Consider the following 22,810-nt stretch of genomic DNA (forward strand, 5'->3'; position numbering starts at 1 on the left):
ACCGGGCGGCCGCCTGCCACCATCGTCGCCATGTCGCAGCACTGGCCGCCCTCGGGACAGCAGCCACCGCAGCCGTACGGCGGGTACGGACCGCAGGGCCCGTACCCCTCCGCCCCCTCCGGTCCGCCCCCGCGCCGGTCCACCGGCCCGCTCCTGGCGGGCGTGGCCGTCGGCGTCGCCGTGGCGGTGGTGGTGGGCGCCGTGCTGCTGCTCACCGGCGCGGCGCACTGGGGATCGTCGACGTCCGCCGCGACGCCGGCCCCGGACACCCGGCCGATCACCCTGCCCGACTCGCTCGCCGGCTTCCGCGACGTCCAGGCGGTGATGGGCGAGCGGAGCGGGTCGTCGACCCAGGCCCAGGCCCAGCGGAGCCGCATCGAGCACACCGTCGCCCGGACCACCGAGGCGTACCAGCGCGCCTTCGGCGGTGCCGCCACCGCGGTGCGCCTGTACGCCGACGACCGGCTCGAGGTCACCCCGACGGTGATCGCCGTGCGCGCGCCCAGTCCCGACCTGCTCAACGGGCCGGTCGGGGATCCGGCCGACCTCCGGCTGGCGGCGCTCCCGCAGGCGGTCTCCCGCGTCGGGGACGCCGAGTGCCTGGTGGTGCAGACGCAGACGGTCGTCGCCGGCAAGACCGTCGACCCGGAGAAGGTGCTGACCGCGGCCTGTCACCGGTCGGGCGACGCGGCCTCGATCTGGGTCTACGGGAACGGCCAGGGCACCGACGGCCAGCGGCAGATGCTGGCGCTCACCGACGCCGCCTACGCCGCCGTCACCGGGTCGTCCTGAGCCGGTCCGCCGGCGGACCGGGGCGGCCGGACCGGGCTTTCCGGTGCACTAGCCTGATCCTGCGCGTGACCGGGGTATCCGCGCCGTCCTCGTGGTGCTCAGCGGGGGCGTCGACCCCTGAGCCAGAGGTGGGCAGATGAGCACTCCGACCGTCCGCAGGGCGACGCCCGATGACGCCGAGGCCTTCGCGGCGTGTCATCTGGCGTGCTGGCGCGAGGCGTACGGAGACATCTGGGGCCCGGAGCGGTTCGCCGAGATCGACCCGGTCCGGCTGGCGCAGCGCCGCCGCAAGGAGATCGAGGCCGGGACCGCGGACCACCTGATGGCCGAGCTCGACGGCGCCGTCATCGGCATCGCCATCGCCGGACCGAACCGCGACGACCCGGCGCCCGTCGACCGCGAGCTGTACGCCATCTACGTGCGCCGGGAGCACCAGGGCTCGGGGCTCGCCGACGAGCTGCTCGAGGCCGCGGTCGACTCCCACCCGGCGTCGCTGTGGGTGTACCGCGACAACCCGCGGGCCAGCGCCTTCTACGTGCACCACGACTTCATCCCGGACGGCGAGGAGCGCCTGGACTCCCAGGGCATCCTGGAGATCCGGATGGTCCGCCGCTAGGACGCCGCGCGCCGGGCGGTCCGGCCGCCGCCCGTCGCCGGGCCGCTGGCATGCTGGCGGGGTGAGCCGAGTCGTCGTGCGGGCACCGATCCGCCGCTGGACCGGGGAGACCTTCGTGTCCCGCCCGGACTCGGTGGCCGGCGAGGAGCCGCTCGAGCTCCGGGTCGACGGCCGGCAGGTCACCCTGACGATGCGGACCCCGGGTCACGACCTGGACCTCGTGCACGGGTTCCTGCACGCCGAGGGGGTGCTCGTCACCGCCGCGGACGTCAGCGTCGCCCGCTACTGCGACGGGGTCGACGACGAGGGCCGGCAGACCTACAACGTGCTGGACGTCTCGCTCTCCCCCGAGGTGCCGGCGGAACGGGTGGCGGACGCGCTGTCCGGCGCGGTGCGCGGCTTCACCACCACCTCGTCCTGCGGCGTCTGCGGCAAGTCCGGCATCGAGGCGTTGCACGTCCGCATGCGCCACCCGCTGCCGGTGGCCGCCCCGGTGTTCGACCCGCGCCTGCTCGCCCGGCTGCCGGACCTGCTGCGGGCCCGGCAGCAGACCTTCCGCCGCACCGGCGGCCTGCACGCCGCCGCGCTGGCGGCGCCGGACGGCACGCTGTCCCACGTCCGGGAGGACGTCGGACGGCACAACGCGGTGGACAAGGTGCTCGGCGCGGCGCTGCGCGCCGGCGAGCTGCCGGCCGGCGGTCAGGCGCTGCTGACCAGTTCCCGGGCCAGCTACGAGCTGGTGCAGAAGGCCCTGATGGCCGGGATCGCCGTGCTGGTCGCCGTCTCGGCGCCGTCGTCCCTGGCGGTGCAGCTGGCGGCGGAATCCGGGATGACGCTCGTGGGTTTCACCCGGGCGGACGGCTTCAACGTCTACAGCGCTCCCGAGCGGGTCGCCGGCGCCGCCGGGTGATCCCGCTGTCCGGAGCCGGAGCAGCAGAGGAGATCCACCCCGTGACCCACCCCGCGACCGACGCGTCCGACCGGCCCGCCGGCGACCTGCGACTGTCCGTGCTGGACCTGGCGTCCGTGGGTGCCGGCCAGACCGTGGCCGACGCCCTCCGGGCCACCACGGAGCTGGCGGTCCAGACCGAACGGTGGGGCTACCACCGGTTCTGGGTCGCCGAGCACCACGGCATCCCCGCGGTCGCCTCGTCGTCGCCGCCGGTGCTGCTGGCCCACCTGGCCGCAGCGACGGACACGATCCGGCTGGGATCGGGCGGCGTGATGCTGCCGAACCACGCGCCGCTGGTGGTGGCCGAGCAGTTCGGGACGCTGGCCGCGCTGCACCCCGACCGGATCGACCTCGGGCTGGGCCGGGCTCCCGGCAGCGACCAGGTGACCTCCTTCGCCCTGCGGCGGCTGTCCGTGGACCCCGACCAGGACATGGCGGACCGGCTCGCCGAGCTGCGCCACTTCCTGGCCGGCGACTTCCCGGCCGACCACCCGTTCTCCCGGATCAAGGCCGGTCCGTTCCCCGCCGTGCCGATCTGGCTGCTGGGTTCGTCCGACTACTCGGCCCGGCTGGCTGGCCGGCTGGGGCTGCCGTTCGCCTTCGCGCACCACTTCGCCGGCGCCGGCGGTGCCACGGGCGCGGCCCTGGACGTCTATCGCTCCTCGTTCCGGCCGTCGTCGGCCCCGGACGGCCTCGCCGAGCCCTACGCCATGATCGGCGTCACCGCGCTCGCGGCCGACACCGAGGACGAGGCCCGCTACCAGGCCGGTGCCGGCGCGTTGTCCATGCTGCTGCTGCGCAGCGGCCGGTTGGAACGGACGCCGACGCCCGAGCAGGCCGCTGCCTACCCGTACAGCCCGGCCGAACGCGACCTGCTCGCGGCGATGGGAACCACCGAGGTCGTCGGTGACGCCGACCAGGTCGCCGAGGGGCTGCGGGCGCTGGCCGCCCGGTACGGCGTCCAGGAGCTGATGATCACCAGCCGGGTGCACGGCCCCGAGGTCCGCCGGCGCTCGTACGAACTGGTGGCCCAGCGGTTCGGGATGACCCCGGCGAAGGACCCAGCGGACGACCTGGTGCCGCTGCCCGCGGTGAGCTGACGCCGACGCCATGCGGTGGCCGGTTCGCCGGTCACCGCCGCCGCGTCATCCGCGGGTCACGGGCGTGCAGGACCCGGCATCCAGCCGTTCCCGACGGACGCCGTCCGGGGCCGGTCCGGTCGGAGGCACGGGCCGGTCAGGCCGACTTCTCCCGGGGCGTGCGCTTGGGCGGCCGCGGGACGATCGTCGGGTACACGTTGGAGCGCACCGTCTCCGCCGTCACGACGACGCGCTCGACGTCGTCCCGGCCCGGCACCTCGTACATGGCCGGCAGCAGGACCTCTTCCATGATCGCCCGGAGGCCGCGGGCGCCGGTGCCGCGGAGGATCGCCTCGTCGGCGATCGCCTCCAGCGCGTCGGGATGGAACTCCAGCGTCACGCCGTCCATCTCGAACAGCCGCTGGTACTGCTTGGACAGCGCGTCCCGCGGCTCGGTGAGGATCTTGACCAGCGAGTCCTTGTCCAGGTGCGTCACGGACGCCACCACGGGCAGCCGGCCGATGAACTCCGGGATGAGCCCGAACTTGATCAGGTCCTCGGGCATGACGTCGGCGAAGATGTCCGAGGCGTCGATGTCGAACTTGGAGCGGATCTCCGCGCCGAAGCCCAGCCCGCGCTTGCCGACCCGCTCGGCGACGATCTTGTCGAGCCCGGCGAACGCGCCGGCCACGATGAACAGCACGTTCGTCGTGTCGATCTGGATGAACTCCTGGTGCGGGTGCTTGCGGCCGCCCTGCGGCGGCACCGACGCCTGGGTGCCCTCGAGGATCTTGAGCAGCGCCTGCTGGACGCCCTCGCCGGACACGTCCCGGGTGATCGACGGGTTCTCCGACTTGCGGGCGATCTTGTCGACCTCGTCGATGTAGACGATGCCGGTCTCGGCCCGCTTGACGTCGTAGTCGGCGGCCTGGATCAGCTTGAGCAGGATGTTCTCGACGTCCTCGCCGACGTACCCAGCCTCGGTCAGCGCCGTGGCGTCCGCGATGGCGAACGGCACGTTGAGCATCTTGGCCAGGGTCTGCGCCAGGTAGGTCTTGCCGCACCCGGTGGGGCCGAGCATCAGGATGTTCGACTTGGCCAGCTCGACGTGCTCGGACCCGCGTTCGGGGCCGGCCTGGATCCGCTTGTAGTGGTTGTAGACCGCCACCGACAGGGCCTTCTTGGCGGTGTCCTGGCCGATGACGTACTGATCCAGGTACTCGCGGATGGCCGTCGGCTTCGGCAGCTCGTCGAGCTTGACGTCGGTCGTCTCGGCGAGTTCTTCCTCGATGATCTCGTTGCAGAGGTCGATGCACTCGTCGCAGATGTACACGCCGGGGCCGGCGATCAGCTTGCGGACCTGCTTCTGGCTCTTCCCGCAGAAGGAGCACTTGAGCAGGTCACCCCCGTCGCCGATACGCGCCATGGCCCCTCTCGATCGCCGCGGTGGGGCGCCGGCCGTGCCGGGCGCCCGCAGTGGTTCTGGTGGTGGGTCGGGTGTGGGTGGCGGTCCCGCCGGGCGGGCCGCCGTGCACGGTCGACGCTACCCGTTGCGGGGGCGGCGCGACCGCTAATGCCGAGTGCGACACGGGCGTGGAGGTGTCCCCGCCCTGACCACTGCGCGGTGACCGGTGGCCTGGTGGACCGCCGGGCGACCGGACCCGTCCAGGTTAGCCCGCGAGCGGTCCGCCGCCACCCGAAAACGGTGCCGGACCGGCATCGATCCGGCACCGTTTCCGAGGTGGCCGCCGACGGACCCCAGTGCCCGGTCCGTGCTCACTCCATCTTGCGGTAGGCCAGCACGTCGTCGACGAGCCCGTACTCCTTGGCCTCCGGCGCGGTGAGGATCTTGTCCCGGTCGATGTCGGCGCGGACCTGCTCCGGCGTCCGGTTCGAGTGCCGGGACAGGATCTCCTCCAGCGAGGTCCGCATCCGGCCGATCTCCCGCGCCTGGATCTCCAGGTCGGACACCTGGCCGTAGACGCCCTCGGTGGCCGGCTGGTGGATCAGCACCCGGGAGTTGGGCAGCGCCAGCCGGCGGCCCGCCGTCCCGGCCGCCAGCAGCACGGCCGCCGCCGACGCGGCCTGCCCGAGGCAGACGGTCTGGATGTGCGGGCGGATGAACTGCATGGTGTCGTAGATGGCCGTCATCGAGGTGAACGAGCCACCCGGCGAGTTGATGTACATGATGATCTCGCGGTCCGGGTCCAGCGACTCCAGGACGAGCAGCTGGCTCATCACGTCGTTGGCGGACGCGTCGTCGATCTGCACCCCGAGGAAGATGATCCGCTCCTCGAAGAGCTTGTTGTACGGGTTCGACTCCTTGACGCCATAGCTGGTGCGCTCGACGAAGGACGGGAGGATGTAGCGGGACTGCGGCAACGCCAGCGCGTTGCCGTGGGCTGCGCCGGACGGGTAGTCGCCGGCGGAGAGGTGGGCCATGGGTGCGTCCTTGCTCGCTCGTGGAAGGGTTGCGGACCGGTCGGGGTCGGCGCCGGGTGCACGGCGCCGCGCGTCACGACCCCGCGGGCTCGTTGCCGCCGGCGGCGGCGGCGTTCGGCGCCTCGGCCGCGCGGCTGACCACCTTGTCGATGAAGCCGTACTCCAGGGCCTCCTGGGCGGTGAACCAGCGGTCGCGGTCCTGGTCCGCGGCGATCCGCTCGATCGGCTGGCCGGTGTGCAGGGCCTGCAGCTCGGTGAGCTCCTGCTTGCTCTTGGTCAGCATGTCGGCCTGGATCGCGATATCGGCCGCGGTCCCGCCGACGCCGGCGCTGGGCTGGTGCATCAGGATCCGGGTGTGCGGCAGTGCCGCACGCTTGCCCTTGGCGCCGGCGGTGAGCAGGAACTGCCCCATCGAGGCGGCCAGACCCATGGCCGTGGTGGCGACGTCCGGCTCGATGAGCATCATCGTGTCGTAGATCGCCATGCCCGCGGTGACGCTGCCGCCCGGCGAGTTGATGTAGAGGGTGATGTCCTTCTCGGGATCCTCAGCGGCCAGCAGCAGCAGCTGCGCGGTGATCTCGTTGGCGTTGGTGTCCCGGACCTCCGAGCCCAGGATGATGATCCGCTCGCGGAGCAGGCGCTCGGAGACCGAGTCGGTGAGGGACATGCCCGGCGTGCCGCGCATCACCGCACGACCCAGGCCCGGGGCGACGGACTCCAAGGGGTCGAGTGCGGCCCGGATGCCGGACGGGGCGCCGAGGTGCGGGTGACGGCTCACAAGGTCTCCTGACAGGTTCGTCGTAACGGGCGGCGGGTCCTCGCGGATCCCGCCGCACCACCGACAGTAACGACGGGGCCGGAGCGCCGAGGGAGTGTCCGGCAGGTGTTCGCTGACGGCGTGAGCCGCCGGTCCCGGTCGGCGTCCCGCGCGGGGCGCCGGTCCGGGGCCCGCTCAGGTCAGCGCTGCGGCGCGTCCTCGCCGTCGGTGACGTCCGCGGCGTCCGCCTCGACCACGCCGTCGGCCGCCGGCTCCACCACATCGCCCTCGACGACATCGACGGCCTGGGTCACATCGTCGGCCTCGGTCACATCGTCGGCCTCGGCCTCGGTGACCTCCTCGATGCCGAACAGGGCCGCGACGTCGAGCGGGTTGCCGGAGCTGTCGGTGACCGTCGCGCGCTGCACCGCACCGGCGAGCGCCTTGCCGCGACGCACGTCGGCCAGCACGGCGCCGAGCTGGTTGGCCTCCTGCAGCCGCTGGAAGTACTCGTCGGGCGACACCCCGAACCGCTGCGCGTTGTAGATCAGCCGCTCGGTGAACTCCTCCTGGTCGACGCCCACGCCCTGGGCGTCGGCCAGCGCGTCCAGCAGCAGCTGGGTCTGCACGGCCTTCTCGGCAGCAGTGCGCGTCTCGGCATCGAATTCCTCGCGGGTCTGCCCCTCGCCCTCGAGGTACCGGTTGAACGCGTCCTCGTCGTGGTCGAAGGAGTGCACCGCGTCGTGCTGCCGCGCCTCGTACTCGGACTGGACGATCGCCTCGGGGGCGGGGATGTCGGTGCGGTCCAGCAGCGCGTCCAGCACCCGGTCGCGGGCCTGGCTGCCCTGCTGCAGCTCCTTGACCCGGCGGATCCGCTGCGCGAGGTCCTGCCGCAGCTCCTCGACGGTGTCGAACTCGCTGGCCAGCTGCGCGAAGTCGTCGTCGACCTCAGGCAGCACTCGCTCGGAGACGGCGGTGACCGTCACTGTCACGTCGGCCGAGCGGCCGGCGTACTCGCTGGCGACCAGCTCGGTGGCGAAGGTGGTGGACTCGCCCGCCGACAGCCCGGTGACGGCCTCGTCGAGGCCGGTGACCAGATCGTCGGAGCCGACGCGGTAGGTCATCGCGTCCGCGGTGGCGTCCGGGATCGGCTCGCCGTCGGTCTCGGCGCGCAGGTCGATGGTGACGGTGTCGCCCTCGGCCGCCGGTCGGTCGACCGTCGTGACGGTCGCGAAGCGGTCCCGCAGCGCCTCGACCTGCTCGTCGATGTCGGCGTCGGCCACCTCGACGTCGTCGACCTCGACCGTGACGTCGTCCAGGTCCGGCAGCTGGATGTCGGGGCGGACGTCGACCTCGGCGGTGAACGCCAGGGTGTCGTTGTCGTCGATCCGGGTGACCTCGATCTCCGGCTGTCCCAGCACGTTGAGCGCGGCCTCGCTGACGGCCTGGCCGTACTTGACCGGGACGGCGTCGTTCACGACCTCGGACAGGATCGCGCCGCGGCCCAGGCGGGCGTCGAGGATGCGCGCCGGCACCTTCCCCGGGCGGAAACCGGGGATCCGCACCTGCCCAGCGAGCGCGCCGTAGGCCTTGTCGAAGTGCGGCTTCAGCTCGTCGAACGGTACCTCCACGGACAACTTCACCCGGGTGGGGTTCACGTGCTCGACGGTGCTCTTCACGGAAATGGGACCTCTCGGGGCGTGTCCGGCCGGTGTCGGACGGGGTGGGGTTCGGGCGCTGCGACCGGCCCGTGGACCGCCGCCGCCCGCGGGGGCGGCGACGCCGGCGCGTGCACCGGGGCCCTGAGCTGGGCAGGCCCGCGCGACCGCGGCCGGGGGCGACCTGCGGCGTCACGGGTGGTCGCCACCGGCGAGTCTAGGCCACCCGGGACCGGTGGCGGCCCCGGCAGCCGGGTCGGACGGTGCACCCGGTCGCCACGCCGGCGCCGTGCCGTCCCGGCCGCGGCCTACCATCTGCGCACGCCACCGGGCGCCGGCGGTCCGGGACGGAAGGGGCGGCACATGGCGGTGCGCAGCACGGGGTTCGGACGTCGCGGGGACGGGACGGGCCGTGCCCGGGGTCCCCGGCCGGACGGGGCCGCGGGTCACCGTAGGACGGGCGGCACCGCGCCGGCCGCGGCGGTGGCGCTCGCCCTGGTGCTCTCGGTCACCGCGGCTCACCCGGCCGGCGCCGGTCCGGCCGCGCCGACCCCGCTCGCCGCGGCGCGGGCCGTGCCGGCCGGAGCGGCCGCCGCGGGTCCGGTGTCCCCGGCCCGATCCGTCCGTGCCGGCGGCGCGCCCGCGACCGTCTCCCCCGTCGCCGGGGGGCTGACCACCCTGCTGGCCGCGCGGACCCCGTCGTCCGCGGTCTCCGCGGCGGCGGCCACGGCGGCCGCCCAGGGGGTGAGTGCCTCGATCAGCGTGGTCGACCGCTCCACCGGGCGGGTCCTGGCGCAGACCGGCGACGCCGGCTCGCAGCGCGCCTCGGAGTCGGTGATGAAGCTGCTGCTGGCGTCCTACTACCTGGTGCTCTACGGCGGCTACCGCAGCACCCCGTCCGACGTGCTGTCGCGGTTGAGCTACATGCTGCGGTACTCGGACGACGCCACCGCCAGCGCGCTGTTCTCGGCCAACGCCATCCCGACGATCGCCGCCCGGTACGGGTTGGATGCGACGGGCAACGCCACCGACCGCGCCGGGCACTGGGGCGCCGCGCGGATCACCGCGCACGACATGACCATCTTCCTGTTCCGCGCGTCCCGCGACGGTGCCGTCGGTCCGTGGCTGCTGCCGGTGATGGCGCAGACCGCGCCCAGCGGTTCCGACGGCTTCGACCAGCACTTCGGCCTCAACGCCCTGTCCGGCACCCACGGCTCCAAGCAGGGCTGGGGCTGCGACAGCTTCTGGACCGCGCGCAGCTGCGCCATCCACTCCGTCGGCTACACCGACCGCTACTTCGTCGCGGTGCTGCAGCTGAGCAACAGCTACCCCGACCCCATGCGGGCGACGGCCACCAACGCCGCCCGGCTGGTGCAGGGCTCCAGCACCGCGCCGGCGGCCCCGCCCCCGCCGGCGCCGCTGCGCGACGGCGACTTCGTGCACGACCCGCGCACCGGGGGCGTCTTCGTGCTCGCCGGCGGCGCGCCGCTGGCCGTCTCGTCGTGGGGACCGTTCGGGACGCCGCGGACCGCCCGGCGGATCACCACCGCGCAGTGGGACCGGCTGCGGCGGATACCGGCCGACGGCACCTTCCTGCGGGCCGCCGGCACCGGGCAGGTCTTCCGGGTGGCCGGCGGCGCGCCGGTGTACGTGTCCAGCTGGGCCCCGTTCCACCGGGAGCAGCCCGCCGTGCTGGTCCACCCGGCCGCGGTCGCCCACGCCGGCGGCACCGGAGTGTGGGCGCACCTGCGCGCGGTGGTCGCCGACAACACCTTCGTCTCGTCGGCCCGGGACGGCTCGGTGTACCGGATCGCCGGCGGAGCGCCGCTGTTCGTGTCGTCGTGGGGGGTGTTCGGCGGGCCGCGGGCGACGGTGGCCCTGGATCCCGCCGCCTTTGCACACGCCGGTCAGGCCGGCGTCTGGAACCACCTCCGGCGCTACCCGCTGGACGGCACCTTCCTGCGGCGCCCGGACACCGGCGCGGTGTTCCGCGTCGCCGGTGGCGCGCCCCTGTACGTACCGTCCTGGTCGGTGTTCGGTGGCCCGCGGCCGACGGCGGACGTGCACCCGGCGGCCATCGTGAACGCCGGCAGCACGGCCGCCCAGTGGGCGCACCTGCGCCGGTACCCGTTGCCGGGCACGTTCGTGCAGGGCCGGCCGGGGTCGAAGATCTACCGCATCCTGGCCGGCGTCCCGCACTACGTGCCGTCCTGGGCGCCGTACGGCGGCGAGCAGTTCTTCGTGCCGGTCGCCCAGGCCACCATCAACCGCGCCGGGTCCGGGTACCCGTACGGCAACCTGCTGCGCTGACCGGCAGCCGGCTGCCCGCGGAGCCGGGAGCGCCGCCGGCCACCCGGTCCCGGGGCGTCGCTGCCGGACCCGGGTTCAGCCCTGATCGCCGTCCGATCCCGGTCGCAGGTCGACGGCGGCACGGAAGCTGCCGTCCATGTGGAACGGCGTCGACTGGTGCTGGTGGGCGACCCGCCAGCGCCCGCCGACCCGGCACAGCCCGAGCGTCGTCCGGAACCACAGGTCGAACCGGTGCCCGGGGGTGTCGTCGGGTGCGCCCATCCGGTCGATGCTGTGGCAGAGCGCGAGGTCGCCGTCGATGCGCACGACCAGGTCGGTGACCTCGTAGCCGACCCGGCCGCCGTGGCCCGCGAACCACGCCCGCAGCGCCCCGACGTCGTGTGCGGCGGCGGCCGGTTGGGCCAGCGGCGGGGCGAGGGTGAAGAGCACGGCGTCGGGCAGCAGGTCGGCCACCAGCCGCTCGGCGTCGCCGGCGCGGAACGCGGCGGCCCGGTCCTGGACGAGCCGGCGGACGTCCGCCACGTCCGCCGCGTGATCCGGGGCCGAGGTCGGTGCCGGGTGCTGCGGGGTCCCCTCGGTACGGGCATCCGTGGCGCGGTCACGGGTGCCGCGGTCCGTCGGACCGACCGTCGCCGGGGCTGGTGCGGTGTGGGTCATCGGTGCTCCTCTCGGTGCGCCCGCCCGGTGCGGGCCCACCCCGAGGTCGCCGCCGGGCGCCGCACCTCTACATCGGAGCGACGGCCGCTCGGGTCCCGTGCCGGCGCGCCCCGCACCGGCCGGAGCGAGACCGGACGGACCCGCCCGGGACGGACCGCGGCCGACGGATCGCGCCCGGACGGGTCAGCGCAGCGGGGTCAGGGCGGCCGCGGGCAGCCAGCGGGCGGCCAGGGCGTCCAGACGCCGTTCGGCGCGCAAGGTGTCGATGGCCGCGGACACGCAGGCGCGGACGCCGGCGGCGCCGGGCACGGCCATGGCCAGCTGCGGCGGCTGCCACGGTCCGGCGGGCAGCTGGCCGAGCACCGCCACCCGGCCGGCGGCGGCTTCCCGCAGGGCTGTGGGGCTGTCCAGCACGGCGGCGCGGACGGCACCCGAGCGCAGCGCGGCGAGCGCGGCCGCCGCGGACCCGTAGCGCACCGGCGCGCGCCCCGTGGCGCTGGCCGCGCTGGTGGCGGCGGTGCCGGCAGCGGTGGCGCCGACCCGCACCGACCGCAGCGCCGCCAGGGAGCGCGCCATCCGGGTCCCCGGAGCCGTCACGACGGTGTCGGTGACCGGGAAGTAGCCGGTCGACCAGCGGTCCGCGGCGCCGGGCACGTCGGGGGCGACGAACTCGCCGAGCACGGCGTCGACACCCCGCGTCCGGCCCGCCTGCGCCGCCGCCGGATCGACCGTCACCCACGAGACGGCTGCGGCCGGGTACCCGAGCCGCGCCGCGACGGCGTACGCCAGCGCCGCCTCGAAGCCCTGGCCGGCCGCCGGCGCGCCGGCGAACCACGGTCGGGCGGGGGCGCGGCCGGTGCCGAAGGTGAGCCGGCCCGGCACGGCGGTCGGCAGCTCCCCTAGGACGCAGCCCGGCAGCGGCGCGGACGTCGCCCCGGCGCCGGTGGTCGGCGCCGCGACGGTGGCGGATCCCGTGGGGCTGCCGAGCGCAGTGGTGGGCGCGGTGGTGGACGCAGTGCCGGGCGCAGTGGTGCGCGCCGTGGTCCCGGCGGATGCCGGCGTCACCGGGCGGGTCGGGTCCGGGTCGGACGCCGGGGCGCTGCCGGACCCCGTCGCCACGACGGCGGCGGGCGTGACCGAGCCGGCGGCGGCGCCGGCGGTCTGGGTGGCGGCGGGGGTGGCGCAGCCGGCGAGGAGGGCGGCCACGCTGCAGGCGGCGAGCGCGGAGCCGAGCAGCCGACCCGGACGGCGACGACGGTGCACCCGGTCCCCCGATCTCCGCCGCGGACATCCCGCGCGCCGGCGCGGCCCGGTGGCGGGCCGGCCGTTCCCGGTCGGGATGACAGGATTTGAACCTGCGACATCCTGCTCCCAAAGCAGGCGCGCTACCAAGCTGCGCTACATCCCGGTGGCGTCCGACGTCCGCCCGTGCACGGCGCCACCCTAGTGCCTGGGTTACCCTGAGCGCTGCCGGACGGCCTCCGGCACCCGCGGGCGTAGCTCAATGGTAGAGCCTCAGTCTTCCAAACTGATGACGCGAGTTCGATTCTCGTCGCCCGCTCGTCCACCGGGCCCGGTGCCGGCACGGGCCAGGAGGAGCGGCATGTCCCACCCCCCGCCAGCCACCGTGCCGCCGGCCGTGTCGCCCGTCCCGCCCGTCGCGCAGGGCCGCCGGACCGGGCTCCTGCAGCCGGTGGCCGCCGGCATCGTCGCGGCGCTCGTCGGCTTCACCAGCTCGTTCGCCGTGGTGCTGACCGGGCTCCGGCACGTCGGCGCGTCCGCCGACCAGGCCGCCTCGGGGCTGCTCGTCCTGTGCGTGGCGATGGGTGCCGGATCCGTGGTGGCCTCGCTCCTGCTCCGGATGCCCGTCACCATGGCGTGGTCGACGCCCGGAGCCGCCCTGCTGGCCGGCACGGCCGCGCCGGCCGGCGGGTTCCCGGCGGCGGTGGGCGCCTTCATGGTCTGCGGCCTGCTCGTGGCGCTGTGCGCGGTGGTCCGCCCGCTGGGCCGGGCGATCGGCGCGATCCCGGCGCCGCTGGCCAGCGCCATGCTGGCCGGCGTCCTGCTGAGCCTGTGCATCGCGCCCTTCCGGTCGCTGACCGCAGCGCCGGCCGCCGTGCTGCCGGTGCTGCTGGTGTGGTTGGTGCTGTTGCGCCTGGCCCGGCGCTGGGCGGTGCCCGGTGCGCTGCTGGCCGCGCTCGTGGTCATCGCCGTCTCCGGCGCGCTGTCGCACCTGTCGGACGCGCGGCTCGCGCCGGTCCTCGAGTGGGTCGCGCCGGCCCCGTCGCCGGCGGCCGCGGTCGCCCTCGGCATTCCGCTGTTCCTGGTCACGATGACCAGCCAGAACATCCCGGGCATGGCGGTGCTCGGATCGCTCGGCTACCGGCCCCCGCTGCCGCCGCTGCTGGCCTACACCGGCCTGGCGACGACCGCCGGAGCGGTGGCCGGCGCCCACGCGGTCAACCTGGCGGCCATCTCCGCGGCGCTGTCGGCCGGCCCGGTGGCCCACCCCGACCCGGAACGGCGCTGGATCGCCGGTGTCTCGTGCGGCGCGTGCTACCTGGTGCTCGGGCCGGCGTCGGCCGCGGTGGCTGCGGTGACCGCGCGGGCACCCGGCGGCCTGGTGGAGGCCGTGGCCGGGCTGGCGCTGATCGCCACGTTCGCGTCGGCGGCGGCCGCCGCCCTGGCCGACCCGGCGCGGCGGGACGCCGCTGCGGTGACCTTTCTGGTCGCCGCGTCCGGGTTGACCATCGCCGGCGTCGGAGCGGCCCTGTGGGCCCTGGTCGCCGGCGGCGTGTACCTGGCGGTCACCGAGGGGCTGCGGGGCGGCCGGCGCGGCGACCGGCGGGCCGGCCCCGCCACGGGTGCCGGGCCCGGCGGCGGGGGCGGTGGGCGGGGCCGGCACCGGCCGTCCGGGACGGCGCCGGGCAGCCGTTAGGGTGGGCGCGCTCCGCACGCCGCACCCCCGAAGGGACCCCGCCATGACCGTCCGCAAGGTCGCGCTGCTCACCGCGGGCGGCTTCGCCCCGTGCCTGTCGTCGGCCGTCGGGGGGCTCGTCCAGCGGTACACCGAAATGGCCCCCGAGGTCGAGATCATCGGCTACCGGCACGGGTACCAGGGTTTGCTCTCCGGCGACTCGCTGCCCGTGACCGAGGTCGTGCGCCGCGACGCCGGGCTGCTCCACCTGTTCGGCGGGTCGCCGATCGGCAACTCCAGGGTCAAGCTGACCAACGTCAAGGACCTGGTCACGCGCGGCCTGGTGGCCGACGGCCAGGACCCGCTGCAGGTGGCGGCGGAGCAGCTGACCCGGGACGGCATCGACGTGCTGCACACCATCGGCGGGGACGACACCAATACCACCGCAGCGGATCTGGCCGCCTACCTGGCCGAGCACGGGCACGGTCTGACGGTCGTCGGCCTGCCGAAGACGATCGACAACGACATCGTGCCGATCCGCCACTCGCTGGGCGCCTCGTCCGCCGCGGAGGAGGGCGCCCGCTTCGCCCGCAACATCGTGGCCGAGCACAACGCCGGTTCCCGGGTGCTGATCGTGCACGAGGTGATGGGACGCAACTGCGGGTGGCTGACGGCCGCCACGGCCCGGGCGTATCGGCGGTGGCTGGACACCCAGCGGTGGCTCCCGGAGTTCGGCCTGTCCCGCGAGGCCTGGGACATCCACGCCGTGTACGTGCCGGAGGCCGACATCGACCTGGACGCCGAGGCACAGCGACTGCGCGAGGTGATGGACACCGTCGGCAACGTCACCATCTTCCTGTCCGAGGGCGCCGGCGTGGACGCCATCGTCGAGCAGATGGAGGCCGCCGGCGAGGAGGTGCCGCGGGATCCTTTCGGGCACGTCCGGCTCAACGACATCAACCCCGGCGCCTGGTTCGCCGGGCAGTTCGCCGGCCGGCTCGGGGCGGAGCGCGTCATGGTGCAGAAGTCGGGCTATTTCGCCCGGTCCGCTCCCGCGAACGCCGAGGATCTCCGGCTGATCCAGTCCATGACGGACCTGGCGGTGGACTGCGCGCTGCGCGGCGAACCCGGCGTCATCGGGCACGACGAGGAGCACGGCGACCGGCTGCGGGCCGTCGAGTTCGGCCGGATCGCCGGCGGCAAGCGCTTCGACGTCTCGACGCCCTGGTTCACCGAGCTCGTGCAGGACCTCGGGCAGCAGCGCGCCGCCGGCTGACCGGCCGCCCCTGGCCCGGTGCCACTACCGCGCGACGGCGGGCGGGGCGACCTGGCAGGCTGGCCGTCATGGCGAGCGGCACGACGGTGCGCCCACTGCGGCCCGAGGAACTGGACAGCGCGCTGCAGCTGGACGCCGCGGCGTTCGGCTGGGAGCCCGAGGGCGACTGGATGGACGCGGTGGTGCGGCCGACCCTCGAGGTCGAACGGTTCACCGGCGTCTTCGATCCCGCCCTGGACGACGAGATGGTCGGCGTCGCCGGCATCTTCAGCAAGGAGATGACCTTCCCGGGCGGTGGCCGGACCCCCGTCGCCGGCGTCACCTGGGTGTCCGTGCGACCCGGCCAGCAGGGCCGCGGCATCCTCCGGCAGCTCATGCAGGACCAGCTCACCGGGCTGCACGAGCGCGGCCAGGAGCCGGTGGCCGTGCTGACGGCGAGCGAGTCGGGGATCTACGGGCGGTTCGGCTACGGGAGCGCCATCCGCCGCGCCCGCCTGGAGATCCCGCAGGGCACGGCGTTGCGGGCCGGCCTGGAGACGGACCGGGTGCGGGTGGTCCCGCGCGAGCGGGCGTTCGACACCGTCACCGCCCTCTACGACCAGGTGGCGGCCGCGGCGCCCGGCCACCTACGGCGGACCCCCGAGGTCTGGCAGTCCCTCTACAGCGACCACTCGGTGGACCGGGACGGGGCGACCCGGCTGGTCGTGGCGCTGCACCCCGACGGCTATGCCAGCTACCGCGTCAAGGCGGACTGGAACGACCGGGGGCCGGCGGGAACCCTGCTGGTGCACGAGGTCTGCGCGCGCACGCCGCGGGCCCGCGCGTCGCTGTGGCAGCACCTGCTCGGCGTGGCCCTGGTCCGTGAGGTGCAGCACCGGCGGTCCTGGCCGGACGACCCGGTGGTCGACATGGTGGCCGCGCCGCGGCTGGTGCGGTTGGCCGTGGCCGACCACATCTGGCTGCGTATCGTCGATCTCGACCGGGCGGTGCCGCTGCGCGGGTACGGCGCCGAGGTCCGGGTGCGCGTCGACCTGACCGACACCGTCTGCCCGTGGAACCACGGCCGGTGGGACCTGGAGCTCGCCGCGGACGGCGGCCGAGCCGTCCGGGTCGATCCACGCGCGGACGACGCCGTGCCGACCGTCCGGCTGGCGGCGGCCGACCTGGGTGCCGCCTTCCTGGGAGGTACCCCGGTCCGGCGACTGGCCGACGCTGGCCTGGTCTCCGGCGACCCGGAGGCCGTCGACGCGCTGCACGACGCGCTGTCCTGGCGCCGGTCGCCGCACTGCCCCGAGGGTTTCTGACGGTGCCCGCCGACCCCGGTCCACCGCCCGGGTCCGACCCTGTGCCGCCGGGTGCCGCGGGCCCGCCGCCGTGGGTTCCGGCAGCGGTAACGGCAGCGGCAGCGGCAGCGCCCGTGGATGCCACGCAGCCGGCGGACCCGGCCGGTGCAGACGTCCCGACGCGGCGGCGCCGCCGGCGCACCCGCACGGGCACCCGGGAGGCCACCACCGACGCCGATGTCCCGCCCGCACCGGTCGAGGAGCGCCGGACCGGGGACGACCGGCGGGCGGGCGAGGACCGCCGCACCGCCGGCCGCCAGCGCACCCCGCGGCAGACCGCGGCCGACCGGGCCGCGGAGCGGTCGCTCCGGTCGCTGGTCTCCACCCGCGGGACGCAGGTCCCGTTCGACGTGGCGACCCGGGCCCGCGAGGTGGCCCTGCCCGGACCCGAGGACCTGGCCAGGGCCGAGGAAGAGGTCGTCCTCGTGCGCCGCAACTACGTGCCGCCGGGGCCGCTGTCCACCGGGCGCCGCTCCGACGGCCCAGCCGGCCGGCGGTCGGGCGGCCGGCGCACCGGCGGCACCGGCGGCACGGCCGGCACGGGCGGCACGGCCGGGACCGGGGACCGCAGCGGCCGTCCCGGGGCTCCCGACCCGGGCGCGGGCGACGGCTGAGGAGCGGGCCGGCGCCAGGGCGACCAGCCGGTCAGCCGGTGGGCAGGTCCTGCGGGCGCGGGTCCTGCTCGTAGGCCGCCAGCTCGTCGATCCGCCGCTGGTGCCGGGGGTCGTGCGAGAAGGGCGTGGCGAGGAAGACGTCGACGAAGCCGGCGGCGGTCTCCTGGTCGTGCATGCGGGCGCCGATCGACACGACGTTGGCGTCGTTGTGCTCCCGCCCGAGCTGGGCGGTCTCCTGCGACCACGCCAACACGGCGCGGACGCCGGCCACCTTGTTCGCGGCGATCTGCTCGCCGTTGCCGGACCCGCCGATCACGATGCCGAGGCTGCCCGGGTCGGCGACGACCCGCCGGGCCGTCTCGATGCAGTACGGCGGGTAGTCGTCCCCAGGACGGTAGGCATCGGGACCGACGTCGGTCACCTCGTGCCCGGCCGCCCGGACGTGCCCCAGCAGGTACTCCTTCAGCTCGTATCCCGCGTGATCCGACCCGATGTAGACGCGCATGCGGGAAGTGTCGCAGGCCGGGGCCCGCCCGTCCCGGTCAGGGCACGACCAGCACGGGGAACTTCTGGCTGGCCAGCACCGCCCGCGAGACCGACCCCGAGGCCAACCGGTGCAACACCTCGGCGAACCCGCGGTGCCGCTTACCGACGACGACGCACGCGGCGTCGCGCTCCTGCGCCACCCGCAGGAGCTCGCCGGCGGCGTCGCCGGTCACCGCCAGCAGCTCCCAGTCGACGCCCTCCAGGTCGCCGCTGGCCACCAGGTCGTCGCGCAGCCGTCGCTCGGCCGCCCGCTCCTCGTCGTCGGAGTCCGTCTCCAGCTGCTCCGGGATCGCGACGTACCCCTCGACCAGCGGCATCGGCCGCCTGCGGACGTGCACCAGCAGCACCGGCCGGCCGGCCGCCCTGGCGAGGAAGACGGCCGCACGCAGCGGTCTCCCGCACCCCGCGACGTCGTCGACGCCGACCACCATCGGGCCGGAGCGCATGTCCGGGGGCAACGGGACCAGGGGCGTGTTCACCGCTCCATCGTGGCCGCTCCGGGCCCCGTCCGCACCCCCGTCGCGATCAAGACTCAGCTGAAGTCCAGGTCCCCGGTCCTGGTGCGCTTGAGCTCGAAGAAGTACGGGAAGCCGGCCAGCGTCACGCTGGCGTCCCACAGCTTTCCGGCCTCCTCGCCGCGCGGGATCTTCGTGATCACCGGGCCGAAGAAGCTGGTCTCGTTGATGTGGATGGTCGGGGTGCCGACGTCGTCACCCACCGGGTCCATGCCCTCGTGGTGGCTCTTGCGCAGGGCCTCGTCGTACTCGGTCGAGGTGGCCGCTTCGGCCAGGTCGGCCGGCAGCCCGACCTCGGCCAGCGACTGCGCGATGACCTCGTCGAAGTCCTTGTTGCCCTCGTTGTGGATCCGGGTGCCCATGGCGGTGTACAGCGGCGCGAGCACCTCGTCGCCGTGGTGCTGCGCCGCGGCGATCGCCACCCGCACCGGACCCCAGGCCCGCTGCATCATCGCGGCGTAGTTCTCGGGCAGGTCCCGTCCCTCGTTGAGCACCGCCAGGCTCATCACGTGGAAGTCGACGTCGATGTCCCGGACCTTCTCGACCTCGAGGATCCACCGGCTGGTGATCCAGCAGAACGGGCACAGCGGGTCGAACCAGAGTCCCGCCCGGTCCCGGCGGCGCTCGGGCGCCTGCCCGCCGGCCTGGTCCTTGCTGCTGTCGGTGGCTGTGGTCACGGGTCCTCCTGGGGGGTGGCGACGGAGCGGGCCGGCGTACGGGCTGGTGCAACCGCCGTCCGGGTTAGGTTTGTTCCCCGCCGGTTCCCCGTGCCGGGGACGGGTACCGGCGCCACCGAGACGCGGCGGCCGGACGGCACCGGACGGACACAGAGAGGCACGAGGCAACGATGGCATCGCTTTCCGGCGCAGTGGAGACCGGCCCCGGTCCCGAGTCACCACCGAACCTGACGCGCGACGACGCCGCGCGGCGCGCCGGCACCGTCACCGTGCAGTCGTACGAGGTGGCCCTGGACCTGACGGACGGGCAGGGACGCCCGGGCGAGAAGACCTTCGACACGCGCAGCGTCGTGCACTTCACCGCCACCTCCGGTGCGGCGACGTGGATCGACTTCGTCGGGGACGGCATCCGCTCCGCGGAACTGAACGGCGAGCAGCTGGACGTCGCGGCCTGGACCTGCCGCGACGGGCTCGCACTGCCCGGCCTGCAGGCCGAGAACGTGCTCGTGGTCGAAGCCGTCGGGCTCTACACCAACACCGGCGAGGGCCTGCACCGGTTCGCCGACCCCGAGGACGGCGCGGTCTACCTCTACTCGCAGTTCGAGACCGCCGACGCCAAGCGGATGTTCGCCTGCTTCGACCAGCCGGACCTCAAGGCCACCTTCCGGTTCCGGGTGGTCGCCCCGGCCGGGTGGCGGGTGGTGACCAACGCGGCGGCGGAGAGCGTCCGGGGGCCGGGCGGCGACCCGGCCCCCGAGGACGTGGCCGCCGGCCCGGACGGGGTGGCCGACGGCGGTCCGTGGACGCACCTGTTCGGCACCACGCCCAGGATGAGCACCTACGTGACGGCGCTGGTGGCCGGGCCGTACCACGTCGTCCGCAGCGACCACGACGGTATCGAGCTGGGGTTGTACTGCCGCCGCCCGCTCGCCCCGTACCTGGACGCCGAGCGCCTGTTCACCGAGACCGCACAGGGTTTCGACTTCTTCCACGACGCGTTCGGCGTCCGCTACCCGTTCGGCAAGTACGACCAGCTCTTCGTCCCGGAGTTCAACGCCGGCGCCATGGAGAACGCGGGCGCGGTCACGTTCCGCGAGGAGTACGTCTTCCGGTCGAAGGTCACCGGCTACCTGTACGAGCGGCGCTGCGAGACGGTGCTGCACGAGATGGCGCACATGTGGTTCGGCGACCTGGTCACCATGCGCTGGTGGGACGACCTGTGGCTCAACGAGTCCTTCGCCACCTGGGCCTCGGTGGTCGCGCAGGTCGGCGCGACCCGCTACACCGGGGCCTGGACCACCTTCGCCAACGTCGAGAAGTCCTGGGCGTACGTGCAGGACCAGCTGCCGTCGACCCACCCGATCGCCGCCGACATGGTGGACCTGCACACGGTCGAGCTGAACTTCGACGGCATCACCTACGCCAAGGGCGCCAGCGTGCTCAAGCAGCTCGCGGCGTACGTCGGGTACGAGTCCTTCCTCGCCGGCCTGCGGGAGTACTTCCGCAGCCACGCCTTCGGCAACGCCCGGCTGACCGACCTGCTCGCGGCCCTGGAGCAGGCGTCGGGCCGCGACCTGTCCGCCTGGAGCGCCGCGTGGTTGCAGACCACCGGTCTCAACACGGTGCAGCTCGACGTCGAGACCGCGCCGGACGACGCCGGTGTCGAGGTGATCACCCGGATCGAGGTGCTGCAGTCCCCCGCCGAGCCGGGTGCCGGTGAGCTGCGCCCGCACCGGTTGGCCGTCGGGATCTACGACGACGACGGCTCCGGTCGGCTGGTGCGCACGCACCGGACCGAGCTCGACGTGACGGGCGCGCGGACCGCGGTGCCGGACCTGGTGGGGGCCCGTCGCGGCGCGCTGCTGCTGGTCAACGACGACGACCTGACCTATTGCAAGCTGCGCCTGGACGCGGCGTCGCTGGGGACGGCCATCGAGCGCATCGGCGACATCGCCGACTCGCTGCCGCGGACGCTGGTGTGGTCGTCGATCTGGGAGATGACCAGGGACGGTCGGAACCGGGCCAGGGACTTCGTCCGGACGGCGCTGGCGGGCCTGCCGCGGGAGACCGAGATCGGTGTCGTGCAGCGGATCCTGGCGCAGACGCAGCTGGCGATCTCGTCCTACGCCGAGCCGGGGTGGGCCACCTCGACCGGCTGGCCGCAGTTCACCGGGACGGTGCTGCGGCTGGTCCGCGAGGAGGAGCCGGGCAGCGACCGCCAGCTCGCGCTGGTCAACGCGCTCGCGGCGGCGCGGCTGCACCCGGACGAGGTCGCCGTGCTGGCCGGCTGGCGCGACGGCACCGACCCGCTGCCGGGTCTGGAGGTGGACACCGACCTGTCGTGGACCCTGCTCGGGGCGCTGGTGGCGCACGGCGCGGCCGGCACCGACGACATCGACCGGGCGGCGGCCGCGGACCCGACGGCGTCCGGGCAACGGCGGGCCGCCGCCGTCCGCGCGCTGCTCCCCGACGCCGACGCCAAGGCGGCGCTGTGGGACCGGCTCATGCACGACGACGGCATGGCCAACGCCCTGCAGGACGCCTCGATCGGCGGCTTCGCCCACCCGGCGCAGGGCGAACTGCTCGCACCGTTCGTCCGGCGCTACTTCGACACGGTGGGCGAGGTGTGGCACCGGCGCAGTCCCGAGGTGGCGCAGAAGGTCGTGGTGGGGCTCTACCCGCGCTGGGCGGTGTCGCCGGAGGCCGTGGAGCTGGCCACGTCGTGGGAGTCCGGGGACCATCCGGTGCAGCTCGCCCGGCTGATCTCCGAGGGCCGCGCCGGGGTGCAGCGGGCCGTCCGGGCCCGGGCCGCCGACGCCGGCGGGGCCGACGCGGGCTGATCCTGCGGTCGCCGGGCCGTCGCGTGCGGCGACGGCCCGGCNNNNGGGAGGCGGTCGCGCCCGGGCCGGCGCGACGGGCCGGCTACCAGCTGGACCGCTGCGGCAGCGCCCCCGCCTGGTCGGCCAGCGTGCGCACGCCGTTGGTGAGCGCGCCGAGCAGGTCGCCGTCCTTGGCGGAGGACACCACACTGATCACGGCGAGGCGGGCGGCGCGGTCGGAGATCCGTCGGGCGGCCAGTGCGCCGGTGACGATCTCGACGGCCCGCTGCCCCGGCGACACGGCCAGCAGCACGGCCGCGGGGGCGTCGTGCCCGAGCCCGCGCAGCAGGTCGACGGCGAACGCCCGGGTGTCGCCGGCACCGGCGTCCATCTCCCCCAGGTACACCGAGAAGCGCAGCCCCGTCGTCTGTTCCGCCTCGGCGATCACCCCGTCGAGCAGATCCAGCTGCTGCGCGTCGAACGGCAGGTCGGCGAAGCCCTGCGGGCCGACCGGCGGCCGCCGGACGCCAGGCTGCCGGTCCTGCAGCGCCGGACTGCTCCCCGAGCGGGTCGCGACCTCACCAGTTGCCACGGGCTCCTCCTTCGGATCCGCTGATCATCAGCGAGCGGTCGACGGCCGCGAGCGGCTGGTCGCCCGCCCACCACTGCGCCGGCAGGGTCCAGGGCTCCCCCGGGCGGTACTGCGGGCGCCGGCGCTTGCGGCCGGGCAGCAGCGTGGAGGCCGCGATCACGAGGTAGATCACGAGGGGGGCGCCGACGAACACCGCCAGGGTCTGGAGGACGGTCACAGCGGGAACGGTAGCCGACCCGGCACGGCCG

General features: G+C 74.8%; 21 protein-coding genes and 2 tRNA genes. 11 read left to right on the forward strand and 12 right to left on the reverse strand.

What is annotated here, in order from left to right; translation table 11 throughout:
• Nucleotides 1-30 precede the first annotated feature (30 nt).
• From IEY37_RS14035 to IEY37_RS14050, 4 genes are all read left to right on the forward strand, one after another.
• A complete protein-coding gene (locus IEY37_RS14035; RefSeq protein ID WP_188942572.1) occupies nucleotides 31-792 on the forward strand; it encodes a hypothetical protein in 762 nt (253 codons plus the stop codon).
• Nucleotides 793-928: 136 nt separating this feature from the next.
• On the forward strand, nucleotides 929-1,408 hold the full coding sequence (locus IEY37_RS14040; protein ID WP_188942574.1) for a GNAT family N-acetyltransferase: 480 nt from the start codon (nucleotides 929-931) through the stop codon (nucleotides 1,406-1,408).
• Nucleotides 1,409-1,469: 61 nt separating this feature from the next.
• Nucleotides 1,470-2,318 carry a formate dehydrogenase accessory sulfurtransferase FdhD gene (gene fdhD, locus IEY37_RS14045; RefSeq protein ID WP_188942576.1) on the forward strand — a complete coding sequence of 283 codons (849 nt, stop codon included), beginning with the start codon at nucleotides 1,470-1,472 and terminating at the stop codon, nucleotides 2,316-2,318.
• A gap of 41 nt (nucleotides 2,319-2,359) precedes the next feature.
• Nucleotides 2,360-3,460, forward strand: coding sequence for an LLM class flavin-dependent oxidoreductase (locus IEY37_RS14050; protein WP_188942578.1), 1,101 nt, complete (start codon nucleotides 2,360-2,362; stop codon nucleotides 3,458-3,460).
• Nucleotides 3,461-3,596: 136 nt separating this feature from the next.
• On the opposite strand, the gene clpX is transcribed toward IEY37_RS14050, so the two are convergent.
• The 4 genes from clpX to tig form a co-directional block, all read right to left on the reverse strand.
• Nucleotides 3,597-4,865 (reverse strand): ATP-dependent Clp protease ATP-binding subunit ClpX, encoded by a 1,269-nt coding sequence (gene clpX, locus IEY37_RS14055; RefSeq protein WP_188942580.1) that lies wholly within the window; start codon nucleotides 4,863-4,865, stop codon nucleotides 3,597-3,599.
• Between the two features lie 350 nt (nucleotides 4,866-5,215).
• Nucleotides 5,216-5,881 carry an ATP-dependent Clp protease proteolytic subunit gene (locus tag IEY37_RS14060; protein ID WP_188942582.1) on the reverse strand — a complete coding sequence of 222 codons (666 nt, stop codon included), beginning with the start codon at nucleotides 5,879-5,881 and terminating at the stop codon, nucleotides 5,216-5,218.
• Between the two features lie 73 nt (nucleotides 5,882-5,954).
• On the reverse strand, nucleotides 5,955-6,566 hold the full coding sequence (locus tag IEY37_RS14065; protein ID WP_188942864.1) for an ATP-dependent Clp protease proteolytic subunit: 612 nt from the start codon (nucleotides 6,564-6,566) through the stop codon (nucleotides 5,955-5,957).
• Between the two features lie 272 nt (nucleotides 6,567-6,838).
• A complete protein-coding gene (tig, locus tag IEY37_RS14070; RefSeq protein WP_188942584.1) occupies nucleotides 6,839-8,317 on the reverse strand; it encodes a trigger factor in 1,479 nt (492 codons plus the stop codon).
• Between the two features lie 462 nt (nucleotides 8,318-8,779).
• On the opposite strand from tig, the gene IEY37_RS14075 reads away from it, so the two are divergent.
• Nucleotides 8,780-10,606, forward strand: coding sequence for a hypothetical protein (locus IEY37_RS14075; RefSeq protein WP_188942586.1), 1,827 nt, complete (start codon nucleotides 8,780-8,782; stop codon nucleotides 10,604-10,606).
• Nucleotides 10,607-10,681: 75 nt separating this feature from the next.
• Here IEY37_RS14075 and IEY37_RS14080 read toward each other — a convergent pair whose 3' ends face one another.
• From IEY37_RS14080 to IEY37_RS14090, 3 genes are all read right to left on the reverse strand, one after another.
• Nucleotides 10,682-11,263, reverse strand: coding sequence for a YybH family protein (locus tag IEY37_RS14080; RefSeq protein ID WP_188942588.1), 582 nt, complete (start codon nucleotides 11,261-11,263; stop codon nucleotides 10,682-10,684).
• A gap of 183 nt (nucleotides 11,264-11,446) precedes the next feature.
• Complete coding sequence (locus tag IEY37_RS14085) at nucleotides 11,447-12,526, reverse strand: transporter substrate-binding domain-containing protein (protein WP_188942591.1); 1,080 nt, start codon at nucleotides 12,524-12,526, stop codon at nucleotides 11,447-11,449.
• Between the two features lie 71 nt (nucleotides 12,527-12,597).
• Nucleotides 12,598-12,671 (reverse strand) — tRNA-Pro (locus IEY37_RS14090).
• 82 nt (nucleotides 12,672-12,753) lie between these two features.
• Here IEY37_RS14090 and IEY37_RS14095 point away from each other — a divergent pair.
• From IEY37_RS14095 to IEY37_RS14115, 5 genes are all read left to right on the forward strand, one after another.
• A tRNA-Gly gene (locus IEY37_RS14095) sits at nucleotides 12,754-12,824 on the forward strand.
• Nucleotides 12,825-12,866: 42 nt separating this feature from the next.
• Complete coding sequence (locus tag IEY37_RS14100) at nucleotides 12,867-14,201, forward strand: benzoate/H(+) symporter BenE family transporter (RefSeq protein ID WP_188942593.1); 1,335 nt, start codon at nucleotides 12,867-12,869, stop codon at nucleotides 14,199-14,201.
• Between the two features lie 43 nt (nucleotides 14,202-14,244).
• Nucleotides 14,245-15,456: a pyrophosphate--fructose-6-phosphate 1-phosphotransferase gene (locus IEY37_RS14105; protein WP_188942595.1), complete on the forward strand. Its 1,212-nt coding sequence runs from the start codon at nucleotides 14,245-14,247 to the stop codon at nucleotides 15,454-15,456.
• 68 nt (nucleotides 15,457-15,524) lie between these two features.
• Entirely contained in the window at nucleotides 15,525-16,760 is a 1,236-nt protein-coding gene (locus IEY37_RS14110; protein WP_188942597.1) for a GNAT family N-acetyltransferase, read from the forward strand.
• A gap of 113 nt (nucleotides 16,761-16,873) precedes the next feature.
• Nucleotides 16,874-17,413, forward strand: coding sequence for a hypothetical protein (locus IEY37_RS14115; protein ID WP_188942599.1), 540 nt, complete (start codon nucleotides 16,874-16,876; stop codon nucleotides 17,411-17,413).
• Between the two features lie 31 nt (nucleotides 17,414-17,444).
• On the opposite strand, the gene IEY37_RS14120 is transcribed toward IEY37_RS14115, so the two are convergent.
• Genes IEY37_RS14120 through IEY37_RS14130 form a run of 3 tightly spaced genes read right to left on the reverse strand, consistent with a single transcriptional unit; the run spans nucleotide 17,445 to nucleotide 19,151 of the window.
• Nucleotides 17,445-17,918 carry a ribose-5-phosphate isomerase gene (locus tag IEY37_RS14120; RefSeq protein WP_188942601.1) on the reverse strand — a complete coding sequence of 158 codons (474 nt, stop codon included), beginning with the start codon at nucleotides 17,916-17,918 and terminating at the stop codon, nucleotides 17,445-17,447.
• A 37-nt stretch (nucleotides 17,919-17,955) separates the two neighbouring features.
• Nucleotides 17,956-18,438, reverse strand: coding sequence for a universal stress protein (locus IEY37_RS14125; RefSeq protein ID WP_188942603.1), 483 nt, complete (start codon nucleotides 18,436-18,438; stop codon nucleotides 17,956-17,958).
• Between the two features lie 53 nt (nucleotides 18,439-18,491).
• Entirely contained in the window at nucleotides 18,492-19,151 is a 660-nt protein-coding gene (locus tag IEY37_RS14130; protein WP_188942609.1) for a mycothiol-dependent nitroreductase Rv2466c family protein, read from the reverse strand.
• 170 nt (nucleotides 19,152-19,321) lie between these two features.
• Between IEY37_RS14130 and pepN the strand changes: the two genes are divergently transcribed.
• Entirely contained in the window at nucleotides 19,322-21,991 is a 2,670-nt protein-coding gene (gene pepN, locus IEY37_RS14135; RefSeq protein ID WP_188942611.1) for an aminopeptidase N, read from the forward strand.
• A gap of 82 nt (nucleotides 21,992-22,073) precedes the next feature.
• On the opposite strand, the gene IEY37_RS14140 is transcribed toward pepN, so the two are convergent.
• Nucleotides 22,074-22,562 carry a DUF5130 family protein gene (locus IEY37_RS14140; protein WP_188942613.1) on the reverse strand — a complete coding sequence of 163 codons (489 nt, stop codon included), beginning with the start codon at nucleotides 22,560-22,562 and terminating at the stop codon, nucleotides 22,074-22,076.
• Nucleotides 22,549-22,779 (reverse strand): aa3-type cytochrome oxidase subunit CtaJ, encoded by a 231-nt coding sequence (gene ctaJ, locus IEY37_RS14145; RefSeq protein ID WP_188942615.1) that lies wholly within the window; start codon nucleotides 22,777-22,779, stop codon nucleotides 22,549-22,551. Before ctaJ ends, IEY37_RS14140 begins: the two co-directional genes overlap by 14 nt.
• Between the last annotated feature and the right edge of the window lie 31 nt (nucleotides 22,780-22,810).

Origin of the sequence: Nakamurella endophytica, from assembly GCF_014646215.1 — a bacterium.
GTDB classification, from domain to species: Bacteria; Actinomycetota; Actinomycetes; order Mycobacteriales; family Nakamurellaceae; genus Nakamurella; species Nakamurella endophytica.